Here is a 17313-nt window from a genome sequence, read left to right as displayed (position 1 = left end):
TTGACCTGTGGGGAAGGTCAAGCGTCTTCAGTATTCCAGTGCGGCAGGCTTGAGGTACATGCCTTCCGGGCCCTGGGCAATGCGCAACTTGCGTACGTCACCGGCCTTGAGCGTGATGTTCTGCGCCGGCGGCGCGAGCAGGCCCGGCAAGCAACCCGGTGACTGGCCCGGCAGCAGTTTCAGGCGCAGCGACACATTGCCGGCGGGCAGGTTGAACGAGGTGGACTGTTCCTGGAACAGGCGCCCGGCCAACTGGTCCTGGATGTACAGGCCGATCTCGCAATTGGTCGGTACTTCCAGGCGTTCGCGGGAAATGATCAGCACCGCATAGTCTTCTGCGGCGAGGGCCTGGGGCGCAGCGGCAGACAAGCTCATCAGGCCGACAAGGCCAAAAAACGACCAGCGCATAGCGAATGCTCCGTGGTTTGAATCGAAGATGGGTGAAGCTTGGCCGACGCCGCGGTGTAATACCAGCCCGGCCGAAAGTTTCAGAACTTGACCTTGCCATCGTGGCAAGGTCAAGACTGGGTTCAACCTCATCAAAGGAGTCATGTCATGCAAATATTCAGCGTTGAAGGAATGACCTGCGGCCACTGCGTTCGGGCCGTGACCCAGGCGGTGCAGAGCCAGGATCCGGCGGCCAGCGTGAAGGTCGACCTGGCGGCGAAAGAGGTGGGCGTCGAAAGCCGCCTGTCTGCCGAGGAAGTGATCAGCCTGATCAGCGAAGAGGGCTACAGCGCCAAGCTCGCCTGACCCATTCAAATAGTTAGCGAGCTATCGTATTCAATGCACCCAAGCGCGGCTAAACTGTCGGGCTGCCGACACACTTGGGTGCCTGATGAACCTCCGCATAATCCTGATTCTGGGCGCCTTGAGCGCCTTCGCGCCGCTGGCGATCGATTTCTACCTGCCTGGCTTTCCTGCCATGGCGACGGCCTTCGGGACCGACGAAAAACATATCCAGTTGACCCTGGCGGTGTATTTCGCCGGCCTGGCCATCGGCCAACTGATCTATGGCCCACTGGCAGACCGCTTTGGTCGACGCGGCCCGCTGCTCAGCGGCGTAACCCTGTTTACCCTGGCGTCCTTTGCCTGCGCGTACGCGCCGTCCCTGGAATGGCTGATTGGCGCACGTTTCGTGCAGGCCCTCGGCGGTTGCGCGGGCATGGTGATTTCCCGCGCCGTGGTCAGTGACAAATGTGATGCGGTGGGCTCGGCCAAGGTGTATTCGCAACTGATGCTGGTGACCGGCCTGGCGCCGATCCTTGCGCCATTGGCGGGTGGTGTGATGGTCGGGTTGTGGGGCTGGCAGTCGATTGTCCTCGCACTGTCGATCTTCAGCGTGATGGCGGCGATCGCCGTGGCGGTCGGTTTGCCGGAAACCTTTCCGGCCCATCAGCCGCGTCAACCCTTGTCCGGATCGCTGCGCCGCTATGGCGCGCTGTTGTCAGACCGGGTCTACCTCGGTTACGCCCTGACCGGGGGCATTTCGATTGCCGGGATGTTTGCCTACATCGCCGGCTCCCCGTTCGTATTTATCAAACTCTATGGCGTGCCCGCCGAGCATTACGGCTGGCTGTTCGGTTCCAACGCCGCGGGGTTCATCCTGGTTGCACAGGTTAACGCGCGGCTGCTGGCCAAGCGTGGCCCGGCGTTTCTGCTGTCGCGCACGGTGTGGGTCTATCTGCTGGCGGCGCTGTCACTGTTGGGCATCGCGGCCTTGCGCACCGAAGCGTTATGGCCGTTGCTGGTACCGCTGTTCATCTGTATCGCCAGCCTGGGCTGCATCTTGCCCAACACCTCGGCCTGTGCCATGAGCGGGCAGGGCGCCCGGGCCGGCAGCGCGTCGGCCTTGCTCGGTTGCATTCAGTTTGGCGTGGCGGCAGGGGCGGCTTCGTTGGTGGGCGTGCTGCACGACGGCACGGCGATGCCGATGGCGATGGTCATCAGCTTGTGCGGTGTGTTGGCGGTGACGATTGCGATGTCGACCCAGCGCCTGCAACGGGCAAGGGCCGCGCAGGCGCAGGGCTGAAATGCAGGTCAGCCAGCGGCGGAGCGTTGCTGGCTGAGCGGGAAGCGGTGGGGAGCCTGGATGCGGGCTTGCAGGGTATCGGCGAAGGCGCGGGCCTCGGCCTCGCTGCGGAAGGTGAACGCGTCGCCGTCGAGACGAACCTGCCATTTATTGCCTGGGGATTTTGCTAACGCTTTTATCAGGATTTTCATTGCTGACTTCCTCACGTAAAAGAATCGTGGCAAAGGCGGCCAATATAAACCCGAATACGCTCACAAATATGACAAAGATCAACTCTCTGACTAGCGGTGTCGTCCCTCACTTACACGAATAACGGACGACACTGATAGACGTTATCTTCAGAACCCTTCCAGCACGATCTTGCCCTTGGCTTTGCCGCTTTCCAGCAGGGCATGGGCACGGCGCAGGTTCGCCGCATTGATCACGCCGAAGTGCTCGCCCACCGTCGTTTTCAAGGTGCCGGCGTCGATCAGTTCGGCCACGCGATTAAGCAGGTTGTGCTGCTCGATCATGTCCGGGGTCTCGAACATCGAGCGCGTGTACATGAACTCCCAATGCAGCGACAGGCTCTTGCGCTTGAGTTTGCTCACGTCCAGCGCCTTGGGGTCGTCGATCAGCGCCAGCTTGCCTTGGGGTTGCAGCGCTTCGACCAGTTGGTCCAGGTGATGCTCGGTCTGGGTCAGGCTGGCGACGTGGGTCACCTGCGGGTGGCCGGCTTGTTTCAGCGCTTCGCTCAGCGGTTGGCTGTGGTCGATCACCAGGTCGGCGCCGAGTGCCTTGGTCCATTCCTGGGTTTCCGGGCGCGACGCGGTGCCGATCACCGTCAAGGCGGTGAGCTGGCTGGCCAGTTGGGTCAGGATCGAACCCACACCACCGGCGGCACCGACGATGAGCAGGCTCTGGCCTTGCGCCTCTTTACCTTCACGCACTTGCAGGCGTTCGAATAGCAGCTCCCAGGCGGTGATGGCGGTCAGCGGCAGCGCGGCGGCTTCGGCAAAGCCCAGGCTCTTGGGCATATGGCCGACGATGCGCTCATCGACGGTGTGCAGTTCGCTGTTAGCGCCCGGGCGGACCAGGGAACCGGCGTAGAACACCTTGTCGCCGACTTTGAACAGGCTCACTTCACTGCCGACGGCCTTGACCACACCGGCCACGTCCCAGCCCAGCACTTTGGCCGCGCCGTTCTCAGGGGCGACGTTCTGGCGCACCTTGGTGTCCACCGGGTTGACCGAGATGGCTTTGACTTCTACCAGCAGGTCACGGGGGCCGGCGACGGGCTCCGGCAGCTGGATGTCTTGCAGGGATTTTTCATCGTTGATCGGCAATGATGCGTAGTAAGCAATGGCTTTCATGGGGGCTCCGGAAAAAGGCGGTGATCAGGCGAGAAACTTCAGGCGCTTGAGTTCGAAGTGTTCGATGACATCAGCGGCTTTGGCGCGAAAATGTTGGATATGCGCACTCTGGTCGTGGTCGGCCAGTGCGGCGTCATCGCTCCAGCGTTCGAGCATGTAGAAGGTCTCAGGGTGTTGCAGGTCCTGGTGCAGGTCGTATTGCTCGCAGCCGGCTTCAAGGCGGGTGGGTTCCAGCAGGTCGCGCAGCAGCGGCTCCAGGGTGGCCTGTTGGCCAGGTTTGGCGATCAGCGTGGCGATGACGTTAAAGGCTGTGGACATATTCAACTCCAGACACGTGATAACGGGATGGGCAGATGATTGGCCATTTCCCTGCAAGATAAAAGCGGCTAAAACAGCACTCTGTTTCAATAATATTTTGATAATGGGTGGTTGAATGCTGCGTTTTGATGATTTGCAGTTGTTTGTACGCGCCGCGGACCTGGGCAGTTTGTCGGCGGCGGCGCGGGTGATGGACCTTTCGCCCGCCGTGGCCAGCGCGGCGCTCAAGCGTATCGAACAGCAACTGGGCACGCGTTTGCTGGCGCGCTCCACCCGCAGCCTGCGCCTGACCGCCGAAGGTGAAGGCTTCCTGGAATATGCCCGGACTGCGTTGAGCGCCCTGGACGAAGGACGGCGATTGTTGGCCAGTGGCCAGGACCATGTCAGTGGGGTGTTGCAACTCTCGGCCCCCTCGGATTTCGGCCGCAACCAACTACTGCCCTGGCTGGACGAATTTCAGCACGAGTACCCGCAACTCACCGTGCGCCTGCTGCTGGGCGATCGGATTGCCGACCTGTTCCGCCAGCCGGTGGACATTGCCCTGCGCTATGGCGAGCCCGAAGACTCCAGCCTGGTCGCCCTGCCCGTCGCGCCGCACAACGTTCGCGTGTTGTGCGCAGCCCCCAGCTATCTCGCGCGTTATGGCGAGCCGCGACAGCTGGAGCAATTGGCCCAGCACAATTGCTTGCTTTACATGCTTGGCAGCCGAGTGCATGACCACTGGAGCTTCCACGATGGCAAACGCGAAGTCAGCCTCACGGTCGGTGGTGATCGCTTCAGCGACGATGCCGATGTGGTGCGCCGCTGGGCGGTGGCGGGCGTGGGCATTGCCTACAAATCCTGGCTGGATGTGAGCACCGATGTACTGGCCGGGCGCTTGCGCCTGGTCTTGCCTGAATTGCGTGGCGAGCGCACACCGCTCAATTTGTTGTGCGCCCATCGGGCCCAGTTGAGCAAACCCATCAACCTGCTGCGGGAAATGCTCGTGTCGCGCTGTGCGACATTGACCGCTCAATTGCCGGAGCGATTGGGTACGACGTATTAGCCTCCATCACACAAGGAAATTTCACTCAGCTCATGTCCCTATTCATGCTGTCAGACGCCGCGGAACCGCTGGTTTACGCACCTATACTTTGGCGCCCACCACAGCAGAAAAATAATTCGACAGGGAGTGAATCGATGGAACAGGCACCATGCATCAGTCAGATCGCCAGCTTGCTCGCCGAACCCAAACGCACCGCCATGCTCTGGTCCCTGATGGACGGCTCGGCCAAGTCCTCGGAGGAATTGGCGCTGCTTGCCGGGCTGTCACCGGCCTCGGCGAATGCGCATCTGGCACGGCTGACGGGGAGTGGCTTGCTGCGTACCGAGGGCCGGCGTGGCAAGCGACTGTTCCGCGTGGCGGCGGCCGATGTCAGCGTCGCCATCGATGCCTTGGCCAGTACGACCCTGGCCAGCGCCGCACGTAGTGCGCCGCATGCTTCACCGCCGGTGTTGGTGGCGCCGCCATTGTTGCGACATGCACGGCTGTGCCAGGGCCACCTCGGCGGCGAAGTGGCGGCGCAGCTGCGTGAGCGGATGTTGGTGGCGGGGTGGATCGAGCGTCATGAGCAACGCATTGAGGTGACGATCAAGGGCGCACAGCACCTGGCGGGCCTGGGTATTTACACCCAGGCGCTGGCGTCGCCACTGGTGTGCGACTGCTTCGATTGGAGCCAGCGGCAACCGCACCTGGGCGGCGCGCTGGGTGCGGGGCTGTTGCAGTTGTTCCTGCAATCGAACTGGATCAGCCTGGTCAATGAGTCCCAGGCGGTGCAGCTCAACGACAACGGGCTGGCAGAAATCGCCCGATTGGCCATGTCCGAACAATCTTAGCCTTGAGGGTTTGCCATCATCGCCCTGGCCTTTTTGATTCCATGGACCTGGCGATGATGGCTTTGCGTCCGGTCAGGGTTTTACCAGGCGCGCATCCAGGCTGTTCTGCGCCAGGCGTTTGGCCTGGTCCTGGGTCATGCCCAGCGAGGTGTACAGCGCGTGGAAGTTCTCGGTGACATAGCCGCCGAAGTACGCCGGGTCATCGGAGTTCACCGTGACCTTCACGCCACGCTCGAGCATGTCGAGGATGTTGTGCTGGGCCATGTCGTCGAACACACAGAGCTTGGTGTTGGACAGCGGGCAGACGGTCAACGGGATCTGCTCATCGATGATGCGCTGCATCAGGCGCTCGTCTTCGATGGCACGTACGCCATGGTCGATACGCTGGATTTTCAGCAGGTCGATAGCTTCCCAGATGTACTCGGGCGGGCCTTCTTCGCCGGCGTGGGCGACGGTGAGGAAGCCTTCGTGACGGGCACGGTCGAACACACGCTGGAACTTGCTCGGCGGGTGACCCATTTCTGAACTGTCCAGGCCCACGGCCACGAACGCGTCACGGAACGGCAGTGCCTGGTCGAGGGTTTTCTCGGCTTCGGCTTCGCTCAGGTGGCGCAGGAAACTGAGGATCAAACCGCTGGTGATGCCCAGTTGCTGTTCGCCATCTTTGAGCGCAGCGGCGATGCCGTTGAGCACCACTTCGAACGGTACGCCACGGTCGGTGTGGGTTTGGGGGTCGAAGAAGGGCTCGGTGTGGATCACGTTCTGGGCTTTGCAGCGCAGCAGGTAAGCCCAGGTCAGGTCGTAGAAATCCTGGGAGGTGCGCAGCACATCGGCGCCCTTGTAATACAGGTCGAGAAACTCTTGCAGGTTGTTGAAGGCATAGGCCTTGCGCAGGGTTTCGACGTCGTTCCACGGCAGCGCGATCTTGTTGCGCTCGGCCAGGGCGAACAGCAGCTCAGGCTCCAGCGAGCCCTCCAGGTGCAGGTGCAATTCAGCCTTGGGCAGGGCGTTGAGCCAATCGTACATTTTCTAAATTCTCATCAGGTGCAATGGCGGCATTCTACAGGCCGTGGCTTAAATAATCGGCAAAACCTGACCAGCAGGAGAGTATTCGATTTATTCACGCAAGGGCTGTGTGAACTAAGGTGTAACGAAACGTTAGCGGCTTGGCGCAGTCTGTACCCCATCAATGACTGATTTGCCGTACTAAAAGGCCCGGAATGCTCACATCCCTCAAGCAAGAAAAATTCATGCTGCTGGCGCTGATTGCCGCCATCGCCGCCTACCCGCTGGAGCACTGGATGCTGCACAGCGGGCAAATGGTGGCACTGTTGGCCGGCGTGGTGTTGATCGGTTTTATCGTCGTGGCGTCGATGCGCGTGGCCCACCACGCCGAGCAACTGGCAGAAAAAGTCGGCGATCCCTACGGCACCATGATCCTGACCCTTGCCGCAGTGCTGGTGGAGGTGGTGATCCTGGCGATCATGATGAGCAATGAGCCGTCACCCACTCTGGTGCGCGACACCATCTATTCGGCGGTGATGCTCGATATCAACGGCATCCTCGGTTTGGCAGCGTTGATGGGCGGCATCAAGCATGGCGAACAGTCCTACAATGATGATTCGGCGCGGACCTACAGCGTAATGATCCTGACCGCCATGGGCGTGTCGATGGTGGTGCCGGAATTTATCCCAGAAGCCGACTGGAAAATTTACTCGGCCTTCACCATCGGCGCGATGGTGGTGCTCTACACCTTGTTCCTGCGCATGCAGGTAGGGCCCCACAGTTATTTCTTCAGCTACAGCTACCCGGAAAAGCGTCGCAAGAAGCTGCCGGAGGAACAAGAGTCGCCGCCGGTGAACCTGGCGTTCTCCATCGGTACCCTGGTGTTTGGCGTAATTGTGATTGGCGCGCTGGCCGAGGTGATGTCCAAGACCCTCGACCTGGGCCTGGAAGGTACGGGTGCACCGCCGGTGATCACGGCGATTGTGGTGGCGGCTATTTCGGCGGCACCGGAGATTCTGACGGCCTTGCGCGCTGCGCTGGCCAACCGCATGCAGTCGGTGGTGAACATCGCGCTGGGTGCGTCGTTGTCGACGGTGATCCTGACGGTGCCGGTGATGGAAGCCATGGCGCTCTATACCGGCCAGCCGTTCCAGATGGCGATGACGCCGGTGCAAACGGTGATGGTGTTGATCACGCTGATCGTCAGTGCGATCAACCTCAACGATGGCGAAACCAATGCCATCGAAGGGATGACCCATTTTGTGTTGTTTGCGACCTTTATCATGTTGTCGCTGTTGGGCCTGTAGGAGCGAGCTTGCTCGCGAAGAACCTGAGAGCGCCGCGTTAAACCAGAAAACCCGCGTTATCGTTGACGTTTTTCACGAGCAAGAACTAGGCGTCCCCCTCGCTCCTACAGGGGATGGATCAGGTTACGCGCCGCCTGGCTGTGATCGGCGATCAAGCCTTTCAGGTCCAGGCCTTCCACCTGTCCGTCGATAACCCGCCATTTGCCGCCGATCATCACCCGGTCCGCCCGATCCGCGCCGCACAGCAGCAGTGCGGAGATCGGATCATGGCTGCCGGAGAAACGCAGCTCATCCAGTTTGAACAGCGCCAGGTCGGCCTGTTTGCCTACGGCCAATTCACCAATGTCCGTACGCCCCAGTAGCTGCGCCGACCCCTTGGTCGCCCAACCCAGCACGCCTTCAGGGGTGATCTTTTCGGCACCGTAACGCAGGCGCTGGATGTACAGGGCCTGACGGGTTTCGAGGATCATGTTCGACGCATCGTTGGAGGCAGAGCCGTCAACACCCAGGCCGATGGGCGCGCCGGCAGCCATCAGGTCCAGGGTCGGGCAGATGCCGGAGGCCAGGCGCATATTTGAGCTTGGGCAATGACAGATGCCCGTACCGGCGGCGCCCAGGCGCGCAATTTCATCCGGGTTGAAGTGAATGCCATGGGCCAGCCAGGTACGCGGGCCGAGCCAGCCGACGCTGTCCAGGTAATCCACCGTGCGCAGTCCGAAGCGCTGCAGGCAGAAATCTTCTTCGTCGAGGGTTTCGGCCAGGTGGGTGTGCAGGCGCACATCCAGGCTGTTGGCCAGTTCGGCGCTGGCTTGCATGATTTGCGGGGTGACGGAAAACGGTGAGCAGGGCGCCAGGGCAATCTGGATGTACGCGCCGTCGCCGCGCTGATGATATTCGCGGATCAGGCGCTGGCTGTCGTCAAGGATGACCTGGCCCTGTTGCACGGTCTGTTGCGGTGGCAGGCCGCCGTCGGCTTCGCCCAGGCTCATGGAGCCGCGGGTGAGCATGGCGCGCATACCCAGTTCGCGCACGCTGTCGACTTGTACATCGATGGCGTTTTCCAGGCCGTCGGGGAACAGATAGTGGTGGTCTGCCGCCGTGGTGCAGCCCGAGAGCAGCAACTCCGCGAGCGCCACCTTCGATGCCAGGGCGAGTTTTTCCGGAGTCAGTCGTGCCCAGACCGGGTACAGGGTTTTCAACCAGGGAAACAAGGGCTGATTGACCACCGGCGCCCAGGCGCGGGTCAGGGTTTGATAGAAGTGATGGTGGGTGTTGATCAGCCCGGGCAGGACCACATGCTCACGCGCATCGAACACTTGGGCGCAGGGCTGTGCGGGTTCCTGACCCTGTGCCAGCACTTCGGCGATCACACCGTCTTGCAGCACCAGGCCGCCACGGGCGTCGAGGCCGTTGGCGGTGAAAATCGCGAGGGGGGTTTTTAACCAGATACGGGTCGCAGGCATTGGCCGGCTCCTCTGAATGATGGGTTCAGGTTTGCCAGCTCAGTGATGCCCTGTCTGCTGATCCAGGGTCGCCGGTGAGGGCGAGGTGGGCAGTCTACGCGCGGATCGTTATCGACGGCAATCGCTCGATAACGACCCTGTGCGGCTTACCAGGCGATGGTGTCGCCTTTGTAGTCCACGAAGTGATGGCCGCCCTTGCCGGTGTAGGCGTTCACTTGGTCTACCAGGCCGCGCACGCTGGTGTCGACATCGATGTGCGCATTTTCGCCGCCCATGTCGGTCTTCACCCAGCCCGGGTGCAGCGACAGCACGGTAAGTTTGTGATCGCCCAGTTGGGTAATGAAGCTGTTGGTCATGGAGTTGAGTGCGGCCTTGCTGGCCTTGTACAGCGCCAGGTCCGAGCCGTCGGGGATGGTCACGCTGCCCAGTACTGAACTCATGAACGCCAGCACGCCGCTGTCCTTGCGGATCTGCCCGACGAAGCGCTGGGCCAGGTTGATCGGCGCCACGGCGTTGGTGAAGAACAGCTGGCCGACTTCCGCCAGGGTGGCATGGCCAGGTTCTTGATTGGCGGGGCCCTTGACGCCTGCGTTGACGAACAACAGGTCGAAGGTGCGGTCCTTGAGGCGTTGGTTCAGGGCGATCACGGCTTGCTGATCGTCCATGTCGAGTTTCTCGATCTGCACCGGGCCCACGGCTTTCAGGGCATCGGCCTTGTTCGGGTCACGCACGGTGGCGGTCACGTCCCAGCCTTCCTGGAGCAATTGCTTGACCAGGCCGAGGCCCAGCCCGCGTGAGGCGCCGATGATCAGTGCGGTTTTTGGCGTAGACATGAAGGCTTCCTTTAAAAGTCGCGGTTCAGGGTGTTCAGCGAACAACATTAGCAGTTTCAGCGTTGCAGCAGGATGCGCCCACGGCTCAGGTCGGCGAGCTGGGTTTGCAGGGTGTCGATGTGGGCATCGCCCAGGGCCAGTTGTAACTCCACGCCATTGGCGGTGAAGGTTTCCTCCAGCACCAGCCCGCCCAACTCGGCGACGCGCAATTTGACCAGGTTCAGCTCGGAGAATCCGCAGGCGCAACTCAGCGGCACGCGGCTGATCAGTTCGATGCGCTCGGCATTTTGCAGGCACTTGTTCGCACCGCCGCCATAGGCGCGGGCCAGGCCGCCGGTACCGAGTTGTATGCCGCCATACCAGCGAATCACCAGCACCGCGACCTGATCGAAGCCTTGGGCCTCGATGGCCGCCAGGATGGGCCGTCCTGCGGTGCCGCCGGGTTCGCCGTCGTCACTGCTGCGGTATTGATCGGCCAGCTTCCAGGCCCAGCAGTTGTGCGTGGCGTTAAGGTCGCTGTGCTGCTCGAAAAATGCCTGGGCTTCTTGCGGGCTGGTGATCGGTGCGGCCAGGGTGATGAAGCGGCTTTTGCGAATTTCTTCGCGGAACTCGCAAAGGCCGGTGAGCGTGAAAGACATAAGTGGCTTCGTCTAGAGGGCCGGCTTGATGCCGCAGCCCTTGAGAATGATGTGGATCAGGTTGGTGCCGGCGTCTTCCATATCCTGCTTGGTCAGCTTGGTGCGACCGGTGACGCGGCAGATCTGGGTGGCGAAGTCGGCATAGTGCTGAGTGCTGCCCCACAACAGGAAGATCAGGTGCACGGGGTCGATGGGGTCCATCTTGCCGGCGTCGATCCAGGCCTGGAACACCGCCGCCCGACCACTGAACCAGGCGCGATAGTCCTGGCTGAAGTATTCGGTCAGGCATTCGCCGCCGCTGATGATCTCCATGGCGAAGATCCGCGAGGCCTGGGGCTGGCGCCGCGAAAACTCCATCTTGGTGCGGATGTAGCGGGAGAGGGCTACGGCCGGGTCGTCCTCGGCGGTCAGCGTGTTGAAGGTGCTGTCCCACAGTTCGAGGATATTGCTGAGCACTGCGATATACAGGCCCAGCTTGTTAGTGAAGTAGTAGTGCAAGTTGGCCTTGGGCAGCCCGGCGCTGGCAGCAATGGTGTTCATGCTGGTGCCCTTGTAGCCATGGCGCGCGAACTCATCTTCAGCAGCCTGGAGAATCGCTTGTTCGTTCTTTTGCCGAATGCGGCTGGCGGGCTTACCGGCGTGGTTGCTGTGGGCAGGAACTTCGAGGCTCATGGAGGTTTCCGTGCTGATCGATAGAGACGACGTGTGCACAGATAACCCACCCTCAAGCCTCAGACAAGTCCCGATGCAATAAAACCGTCAAAGCGGTTCCAGGGTGTCGCTTTCCTGCGCGTGGTTTGCGTCAGGAGCGGGCACCTTGGATTCCGGCAGTAACAGGCACAACACGATGGCGGTCAGGCCGCCGCTGGTGATGGCTGAGTCGAACAGGTTCTGCACCAGGGTTGGCATCAGGTGCAGCAGGTTCGGTTGGGCGGCGATGCCCAGGCCGACGCCGAACGAGGTGGCGATGATCAGCATGCTGCGACGGTCCAGTGGTGCCTGGGCGAGGATGCGTACGCCGGCGGCGGCCACACTGCCGAACATCACCAGGGTTGCGCCGCCCAATACGGGCTTGGGGATTTGTTGCAGCACGGCACCGATCAGCGGGAACAAACCCAGGCAGAACAGCACCACGCCGATGTACAGGCCGACGTAACGGCTGGCCACGCCGGTCAGTTGGATCACGCCGTTGTTCTGGGCAAAGGTGGTGTTGGGGAAGGCGCTGAACGTGGCGGCGATCATGCAACTGACGCCATCGCCGAGGACGCCGCCTTTGAGCCGGCTTATATAGGAAGGGCCGCTGATGGGCTGGCGCGCGATCATGCAGTTGGCGGTGAGGTCGCCGACGGTTTCGATGCTGCTGATCAGATAAATCAGCGCGATCGGCAGGAAGGCGCTCCAGTCGAAGTTGAAGCCGAATCGAAACGGGATCGGCAGGCTGACCAAAGGCAAGTCGCCCAGGGCCTGGGGGACCAGCTTGCCGCTGAACCAGGCGGCGAGGCTGCCGAGGGCCAGGCCGATGATGATCGCCGAGAGGCGCACCCAGGGTGTGTTGGAGCGGTTGAGCAAGATGATGGTCAGCACCACGAACAGGCCCAACGCAAGATTGGCCGGTGCGCCGAAGTCCGGTGCGTTGAAACCGCCGCCCAGGTCGGTGATACCGACCTTGATCAGGCTGATGCCGATCAGGGTAATGACAATCCCGGTCACCAGCGGGGTGATCACTCGGCGCAGTTGACCAATAAAGCGGCTGAGAATGATCTGCACGGCAGCGCCGAAAAAGCACACGCCGAAGATCATTGCCATGATGTCTTCCGGGCTGCCGCCGCGTTGCTTGACCAGAAACCCGGCCGACAGCACCGCGCCGAGAAACGCAAAGCTGGTGCCTTGCAGGCAGATCATTCCGGCGCCGATCCCGAATGGCCTGCGCGCTTGAATAAATGTGCCGACACCGGACACCATCAACGCCATGCTGATCAGGTAGGGCAAGTGTGCGGTCAGGCCCAGTGTGGAGCCGATGATCAGCGGTGGCGTGATGATGCCGACAAAGGCGGCCAGCACATGTTGCAGTGCGGCCAGCAATGCAGGGGCGGGTTTGGGGCGGTCATTGAGACCGTAGATCAGGTCGCTGGGGCTGGAGGATTCTGGTGGCATGGCAAGCAAACTCGAGGCGGACGGTTCTAGGTCCCTGTGTCCTTGCAAAAAGCTGTCCAGGTGCTCAGCTTTTTGCGCGAAGCCCGAGTTAGCGCGTTGCTGCCAGGCTTTCCAGGAAGCTTTCCAGCACCAAATGAGGGCGACGGCCTTTGCGCGTGACCGATGCGAGGCTTAAATCGTAAAAGCGCGTAGCCGGTTTCAGCGCGCGCAGTCGGCCTTGTTGTACCCATAGGCTGGCGTAGTGGTCGGGCAGGTAACCGATGTAGCGACCGGTGAGAATCAGGAATGCCATGCCTTCGCGGTCCGAGGCGCTGGCGGTGCAGTTGAGCGCCTGGTAGTGGGCCTGGATCTCGGCGGGCAGGCGGAAGGTGGGGGCGATGGCGTCCTGGGCGTCGATGCGCTCGTCGCCCAGTTGCTTGTCGTCGGCATAAAACAGGGGGTGGCCAACCGCGCAGTAAAGCAGTGAGCGTTCGCTGTACAGCGCCTGGTACTCCAGGCCGGACAGGGCGCTGGCCTGGGGCACCACACCGACATGCAGGCGGCCGTCGAGTACGCCTTGTTCGACTTCGTTGGGGGCGATCATGCGGATCTGGATCTGTACGTCCGGTCCACGTTCCTTCAACTGTGCCAGGGCGTGGGTGATGCGCATGTGGGGCAGGGTCACCAGGTTGTCGGTGAGGCCGATGATCAACTCGCCGCGCAAATGCTGGTGCAGGCCGTTGACCTCGGTGCGGAAACTTTCCAGGGCGCTTAATAGTTGCAGGGCCGATTGGTAGACCTCGCGGCCTTCTTCGGTCAGCGAGAAACCGGCACGGCCGCGTTGGCAAAGTCTTAATCCGAGCCGCTGCTCAAGGTCGCTCATTTGCTGGCTGATGGCGGAACGGCCGATGCCGAGCACGGTTTCCGCTGCCGAGAAGCCGCCGCACTCCACGACGCTGCGAAAGATGCGCAACAGACGAATATCGAAGTCGCTGACTTGGGCCAGGGGATCGGGTCGACGGCTGCTCATAGTTTAGTGAAGGCCTGACTGAAGGTTAGAAGAGTTGGATTTCACCGACTTTATCCCCGTGGCAATTTAGCTGCAACAACGCTTTTTCAATCCCGACGCTGCCTTTTGCCCTGCGAGGTTTTGCTGATGAACATGCCCGAAAACGCCCCATCGTCCCTGGCCAGCCAATTGAAGTTGGACGCTCACTGGATGCCTTACACCGCCAACCGTAACTTTCAGCGTGACCCGCGCCTGATCGTGGCCGCCGAAGGCAGCTGGTTGACCGATGACAAGGGGCGCAAGGTGTACGACTCGTTGTCGGGCCTGTGGACCTGTGGCGCCGGGCATACGCGCAAGGAAATCCAGGAGGCGGTCGCCAAGCAACTGGGCACGCTGGACTACTCCCCAGGCTTCCAGTACGGCCATCCACTGTCCTTCCAGCTGGCGGAAAAAATTACCGATTTGACCCCAGGCAACCTGAATCACGTGTTCTTCACCGACTCCGGTTCCGAGTGCGCCGATACCGCGGTGAAGATGGTGCGTGCCTACTGGCGTCTGAAGGGCCAGGCCACCAAGACCAAGATGATCGGTCGCGCCCGTGGTTATCACGGTGTGAACATCGCCGGTACCAGCCTGGGCGGCGTCAACGGCAACCGCAAGATGTTTGGTCAGGCGATGATGGATGTTGATCATCTTCCGCATACCCTGCTGGCGAGCAATGCGTTCTCCCGGGGCATGCCGGAGCAGGGCGGTATCGCCTTGGCCGATGAGTTGCTCAAACTGATCGAACTGCACGACGCGTCGAACATTGCCGCGGTGTTTGTCGAGCCAATGGCCGGCTCCGCTGGCGTGCTGGTGCCGCCACAGGGTTACCTCAAGCGCCTGCGTGAGATCTGCGACCAGCACAACATTCTGTTGGTATTCGACGAAGTGATCACGGGCTTTGGTCGTACCGGTTCGATGTTTGGCGCTGACAGCTTTGGCGTGACCCCGGACCTGATGTGCATCGCCAAGCAAGTCACCAACGGCGCGATCCCCATGGGCGCGGTGATTGCCAGCAGCGAGATCTATCAGACCTTCATGAACCAGGCGACGCCTGAGTACGCTGTGGAATTCCCCCACGGCTACACCTACTCGGCGCACCCGGTTGCCTGCGCGGCCGGCCTGGCGGCGTTGGACCTGCTGCAGAAGGAAAACCTGGTGCAGAGCGTGGCTGAAGTCGCCCCGCACTTTGAGAATGCGCTGCACGGCCTGAAGGGCAGCAAGAACGTGATCGACATCCGTAACTACGGCCTGGCCGGTGCGATTCAGATTGCGCCGCGTGACGGTGATGCCATCGTGCGTCCATTCGAGGCCGGCATGGCTCTGTGGAAAGCCGGCTTCTATGTGCGCTTTGGTGGTGACACTCTGCAGTTCGGGCCAACCTTCAACAGCAAACCGCAGGACCTGGATCGTCTGTTCGATGCGGTCGGCGAAGTGCTGAGCAAGATCGACTGATTTCCTCCTTCTATATAGAACAACTTTTCAGGAGCCCTGCATGAGCCTTATCCAGCATTTGATCAACGGTGAGTTGGTCAGTGAATCCGGCCGTACTGCCGATGTGTATAACCCGTCCACCGGCCTGGTGATTCACCAGGTGCCACTGGCCAGCCGCGAAACCATTCAACGTGCTATTGACTCGGCCAAGGCGGCCTTTCCGGCTTGGCGTAACACACCGGCGGCCAAGCGCGCCCAGGTCATGTTCCGGTTCAAGCAATTGCTGGAGCAGAACGAAGCGCGCATTTCGCAGCTGATCAGTGAGGAGCATGGCAAGACGCTGGAAGATGCCGCTGGCGAACTCAAGCGCGGGATCGAGAACGTGGAGTACGCGTGTTCGGCGCCGGAGATTCTCAAGGGCGAGTACAGCCGTAATGTTGGGCCGAATATCGATGCCTGGTCTGATTTCCAGCCGTTGGGTGTGGTGGCGGGTATTACCCCGTTCAACTTCCCGGCGATGGTGCCGCTGTGGATGTATCCGCTGGCGATTGTTTGCGGTAACTGCTTCATCCTCAAGCCTTCGGAGCGTGATCCGAGTTCGACGTTGTTGATCGCGCAACTGCTGCAGGAAGCCGGTCTTCCCAAAGGTGTGCTCAGTGTTTTACACGGCGACAAGGGCGCGGTGGATGCGTTGATCGAGGCGCCGGAAGTCAAGGCGTTGAGTTTTGTGGGGTCGACGCCGATTGCCGAGTACATCTATTCCGAAGCGACCAAGCGCGGTAAGCGCGTACAGGCGCTCGGTGGGGCGAAGAACCATGCGGTGCTGATGCCGGATGCTGACCTGGATAACGCGGTCAGTGCTTTGATGGGCGCGGCCTATGGTTCCTGCGGCGAACGCTGCATGGCGATCTCGGTGGCGGTGTGTGTCGGTGACCAGGTGGCGGATGCGTTGATCGCCAAGCTGGTGCCGCAGATCAAGGCGCTGAAGATCGGTGCGGGCACTACCTGTGGGCTGGATATGGGGCCACTGGTGACGGGCCAGGCGCGGGATAAGGTCAGCGGCTATATAGAGGACGGTGTTGCGTCTGGTGCGGAGTTGGTGGTTGATGGTCGTGGACTGAGTATTGCCGGGAATGAAGACGGCTTCTTCCTGGGGGGCAGTCTGTTTGACCGTGTGACGCCTGAGATGCGCATCTATAAGGAAGAGATCTTCGGGCCGGTATTGTGCGTGGTCCGGGTGAGCAGCCTGGAAGCGGCGATGCAACTGATCAACGATCACGAGTATGGCAACGGTACGTGTATCTTCACCCGTGACGGGGAAGCGGCGCGTCTGTTCTGTGACGAAATTGAAGTGGGTATGGTCGGTGTGAATGTTCCATTGCCAGTACCGGTGGCGTATCACAGCTTTGGTGGCTGGAAGCGTTCGTTGTTTGGCGACTTGCACGCCTATGGGCCGGATGGGGTGCGTTTCTACACCCGCCGCAAGGCGATCACCCAGCGTTGGCCGCAGCGGGCCAGCCATGAAGCGTCGCAATTCGCGTTCCCTAGCCTATAAGGCTCAGCAAGCAGAAAGCCGGCCCCTTGGGGCCGGCTTTTGCGTTTTTGGGCGTTTTTGACTTATATGACAGAAAGATGAAAAAGAAGGTTGACGGCAGATCCTGGAAGTCTATAATTCGCCCCACTTCCGGCGCAGTCGAAACGTAAAACTCCTTGGTAAACAAAGAGTTATGCAGAATAAGGCAGCGGATTGCTTCAGTTCATCGAAGCCCAGAAGGAGTTGATAGAGTCATGTTGTTTGACGCTATTAACGATTCGATCTTCTCGGTCGAAAGCGGAGAAAAAGAGGTGTTGACAGCAGCGTGTAACGCTGTA

Annotated in this window: 18 protein-coding genes; 7 read left to right on the top strand and 11 right to left on the bottom strand. The window is 60.9% G+C overall.

Translation table 11 applies throughout. From position 1 onward, the window contains the following. Nucleotides 1-27: 27 nt before the first annotated feature. Complete coding sequence (locus PspCFBP13509_RS03520; protein WP_027607958.1) at nt 28-408, bottom strand: hypothetical protein; 381 nt, start codon at nt 406-408, stop codon at nt 28-30. A 147-nt stretch (nt 409-555) separates the two neighbouring features. Here PspCFBP13509_RS03520 and PspCFBP13509_RS03515 point away from each other — a divergent pair, with 147 nt between their 5' ends. Both PspCFBP13509_RS03515 and PspCFBP13509_RS03510 read left to right on the top strand, forming a co-directional pair. Next, a complete protein-coding gene (locus tag PspCFBP13509_RS03515) occupies nt 556-753 on the top strand; it encodes a heavy-metal-associated domain-containing protein (RefSeq protein ID WP_027607957.1) in 198 nt (65 codons plus the stop codon). Between the two features lie 85 nt (nt 754-838). Beyond that, complete coding sequence (locus PspCFBP13509_RS03510) at nt 839-2032, top strand: multidrug effflux MFS transporter (RefSeq protein WP_137211568.1); 1194 nt, start codon at nt 839-841, stop codon at nt 2030-2032. A gap of 8 nt (nt 2033-2040) precedes the next feature. Here the strand turns inward: PspCFBP13509_RS03510 and PspCFBP13509_RS03505 are convergent, their stop codons facing one another. From PspCFBP13509_RS03505 to PspCFBP13509_RS03495, 3 genes are all read right to left on the bottom strand, one after another. Beyond that, on the bottom strand, nt 2041-2223 hold the full coding sequence (locus tag PspCFBP13509_RS03505; protein ID WP_027607955.1) for a hypothetical protein: 183 nt from the start codon (nt 2221-2223) through the stop codon (nt 2041-2043). Nucleotides 2224-2370: 147 nt separating this feature from the next. Further along, the gene (locus tag PspCFBP13509_RS03500) at nt 2371-3384 is read right to left on the bottom strand and encodes a zinc-binding alcohol dehydrogenase family protein (protein ID WP_065947186.1); all 1014 of its coding nucleotides are present in this window, start codon (nt 3382-3384) and stop codon (nt 2371-2373) included. 24 nt (nt 3385-3408) lie between these two features. After that, complete coding sequence (locus PspCFBP13509_RS03495) at nt 3409-3702, bottom strand: putative quinol monooxygenase (RefSeq protein WP_065925529.1); 294 nt, start codon at nt 3700-3702, stop codon at nt 3409-3411. 115 nt (nt 3703-3817) lie between these two features. Here PspCFBP13509_RS03495 and PspCFBP13509_RS03490 point away from each other — a divergent pair, with 115 nt between their 5' ends. Both PspCFBP13509_RS03490 and PspCFBP13509_RS03485 read left to right on the top strand, forming a co-directional pair. Continuing rightward, nucleotides 3818-4747, top strand: a complete 930-nt coding sequence (locus PspCFBP13509_RS03490; protein ID WP_065925528.1) for a LysR family transcriptional regulator — start codon at nt 3818-3820, stop codon at nt 4745-4747. Between the two features lie 134 nt (nt 4748-4881). Continuing rightward, nucleotides 4882-5577: an ArsR/SmtB family transcription factor gene (locus tag PspCFBP13509_RS03485; RefSeq protein ID WP_065925527.1), complete on the top strand. Its 696-nt coding sequence runs from the start codon at nt 4882-4884 to the stop codon at nt 5575-5577. 72 nt (nt 5578-5649) lie between these two features. Here the strand turns inward: PspCFBP13509_RS03485 and PspCFBP13509_RS03480 are convergent, their stop codons facing one another. After that, nucleotides 5650-6603: an adenosine deaminase gene (locus PspCFBP13509_RS03480; protein WP_043051475.1), complete on the bottom strand. Its 954-nt coding sequence runs from the start codon at nt 6601-6603 to the stop codon at nt 5650-5652. A gap of 194 nt (nt 6604-6797) precedes the next feature. Here PspCFBP13509_RS03480 and PspCFBP13509_RS03475 point away from each other — a divergent pair, with 194 nt between their 5' ends. Then, nucleotides 6798-7889 carry a calcium:proton antiporter gene (locus PspCFBP13509_RS03475; RefSeq protein ID WP_065925525.1) on the top strand — a complete coding sequence of 364 codons (1092 nt, stop codon included), beginning with the start codon at nt 6798-6800 and terminating at the stop codon, nt 7887-7889. A gap of 104 nt (nt 7890-7993) precedes the next feature. Here PspCFBP13509_RS03475 and PspCFBP13509_RS03470 read toward each other — a convergent pair whose 3' ends face one another. The 6 genes from PspCFBP13509_RS03470 to PspCFBP13509_RS03445 form a co-directional block, all read right to left on the bottom strand. Continuing rightward, nucleotides 7994-9352, bottom strand: coding sequence for an 8-oxoguanine deaminase (locus PspCFBP13509_RS03470; protein ID WP_065925524.1), 1359 nt, complete (start codon nt 9350-9352; stop codon nt 7994-7996). Nucleotides 9353-9498: 146 nt separating this feature from the next. Beyond that, nucleotides 9499-10185 carry an SDR family oxidoreductase gene (locus PspCFBP13509_RS03465; protein WP_065947188.1) on the bottom strand — a complete coding sequence of 229 codons (687 nt, stop codon included), beginning with the start codon at nt 10183-10185 and terminating at the stop codon, nt 9499-9501. A gap of 56 nt (nt 10186-10241) precedes the next feature. After that, nucleotides 10242-10823, bottom strand: coding sequence for an IMPACT family protein (locus PspCFBP13509_RS03460; protein WP_065940975.1), 582 nt, complete (start codon nt 10821-10823; stop codon nt 10242-10244). A gap of 12 nt (nt 10824-10835) precedes the next feature. Continuing rightward, on the bottom strand, nt 10836-11495 hold the full coding sequence (locus tag PspCFBP13509_RS03455; protein ID WP_027607945.1) for a TetR/AcrR family transcriptional regulator: 660 nt from the start codon (nt 11493-11495) through the stop codon (nt 10836-10838). Nucleotides 11496-11582: 87 nt separating this feature from the next. Next, nucleotides 11583-12977, bottom strand: a complete 1395-nt coding sequence (locus PspCFBP13509_RS03450; RefSeq protein ID WP_065925521.1) for a uracil-xanthine permease family protein — start codon at nt 12975-12977, stop codon at nt 11583-11585. Between the two features lie 88 nt (nt 12978-13065). Then, nucleotides 13066-13986 (bottom strand): LysR family transcriptional regulator, encoded by a 921-nt coding sequence (locus PspCFBP13509_RS03445; protein WP_027607943.1) that lies wholly within the window; start codon nt 13984-13986, stop codon nt 13066-13068. A 126-nt stretch (nt 13987-14112) separates the two neighbouring features. Here PspCFBP13509_RS03445 and PspCFBP13509_RS03440 point away from each other — a divergent pair, with 126 nt between their 5' ends. Further along, entirely contained in the window at nt 14113-15462 is a 1350-nt protein-coding gene (locus PspCFBP13509_RS03440) for an aspartate aminotransferase family protein (protein ID WP_065925520.1), read from the top strand. 40 nt (nt 15463-15502) lie between these two features. Further along, nucleotides 15503-16996 carry a CoA-acylating methylmalonate-semialdehyde dehydrogenase gene (locus tag PspCFBP13509_RS03435; protein ID WP_137211567.1) on the top strand — a complete coding sequence of 498 codons (1494 nt, stop codon included), beginning with the start codon at nt 15503-15505 and terminating at the stop codon, nt 16994-16996. The last annotated feature ends 317 nt before the right edge of the window (nt 16997-17313 follow it).

Origin of the sequence: Pseudomonas sp. CFBP13509, assembly GCF_005233485.1 — a bacterium.
GTDB lineage: Bacteria > Pseudomonadota > Gammaproteobacteria > Pseudomonadales > Pseudomonadaceae > Aquipseudomonas > Aquipseudomonas marginalis.
The sequence above is the reverse complement of the archived record's forward strand: the minus strand, read 5'-3'. Positions and strand labels throughout refer to the sequence as shown.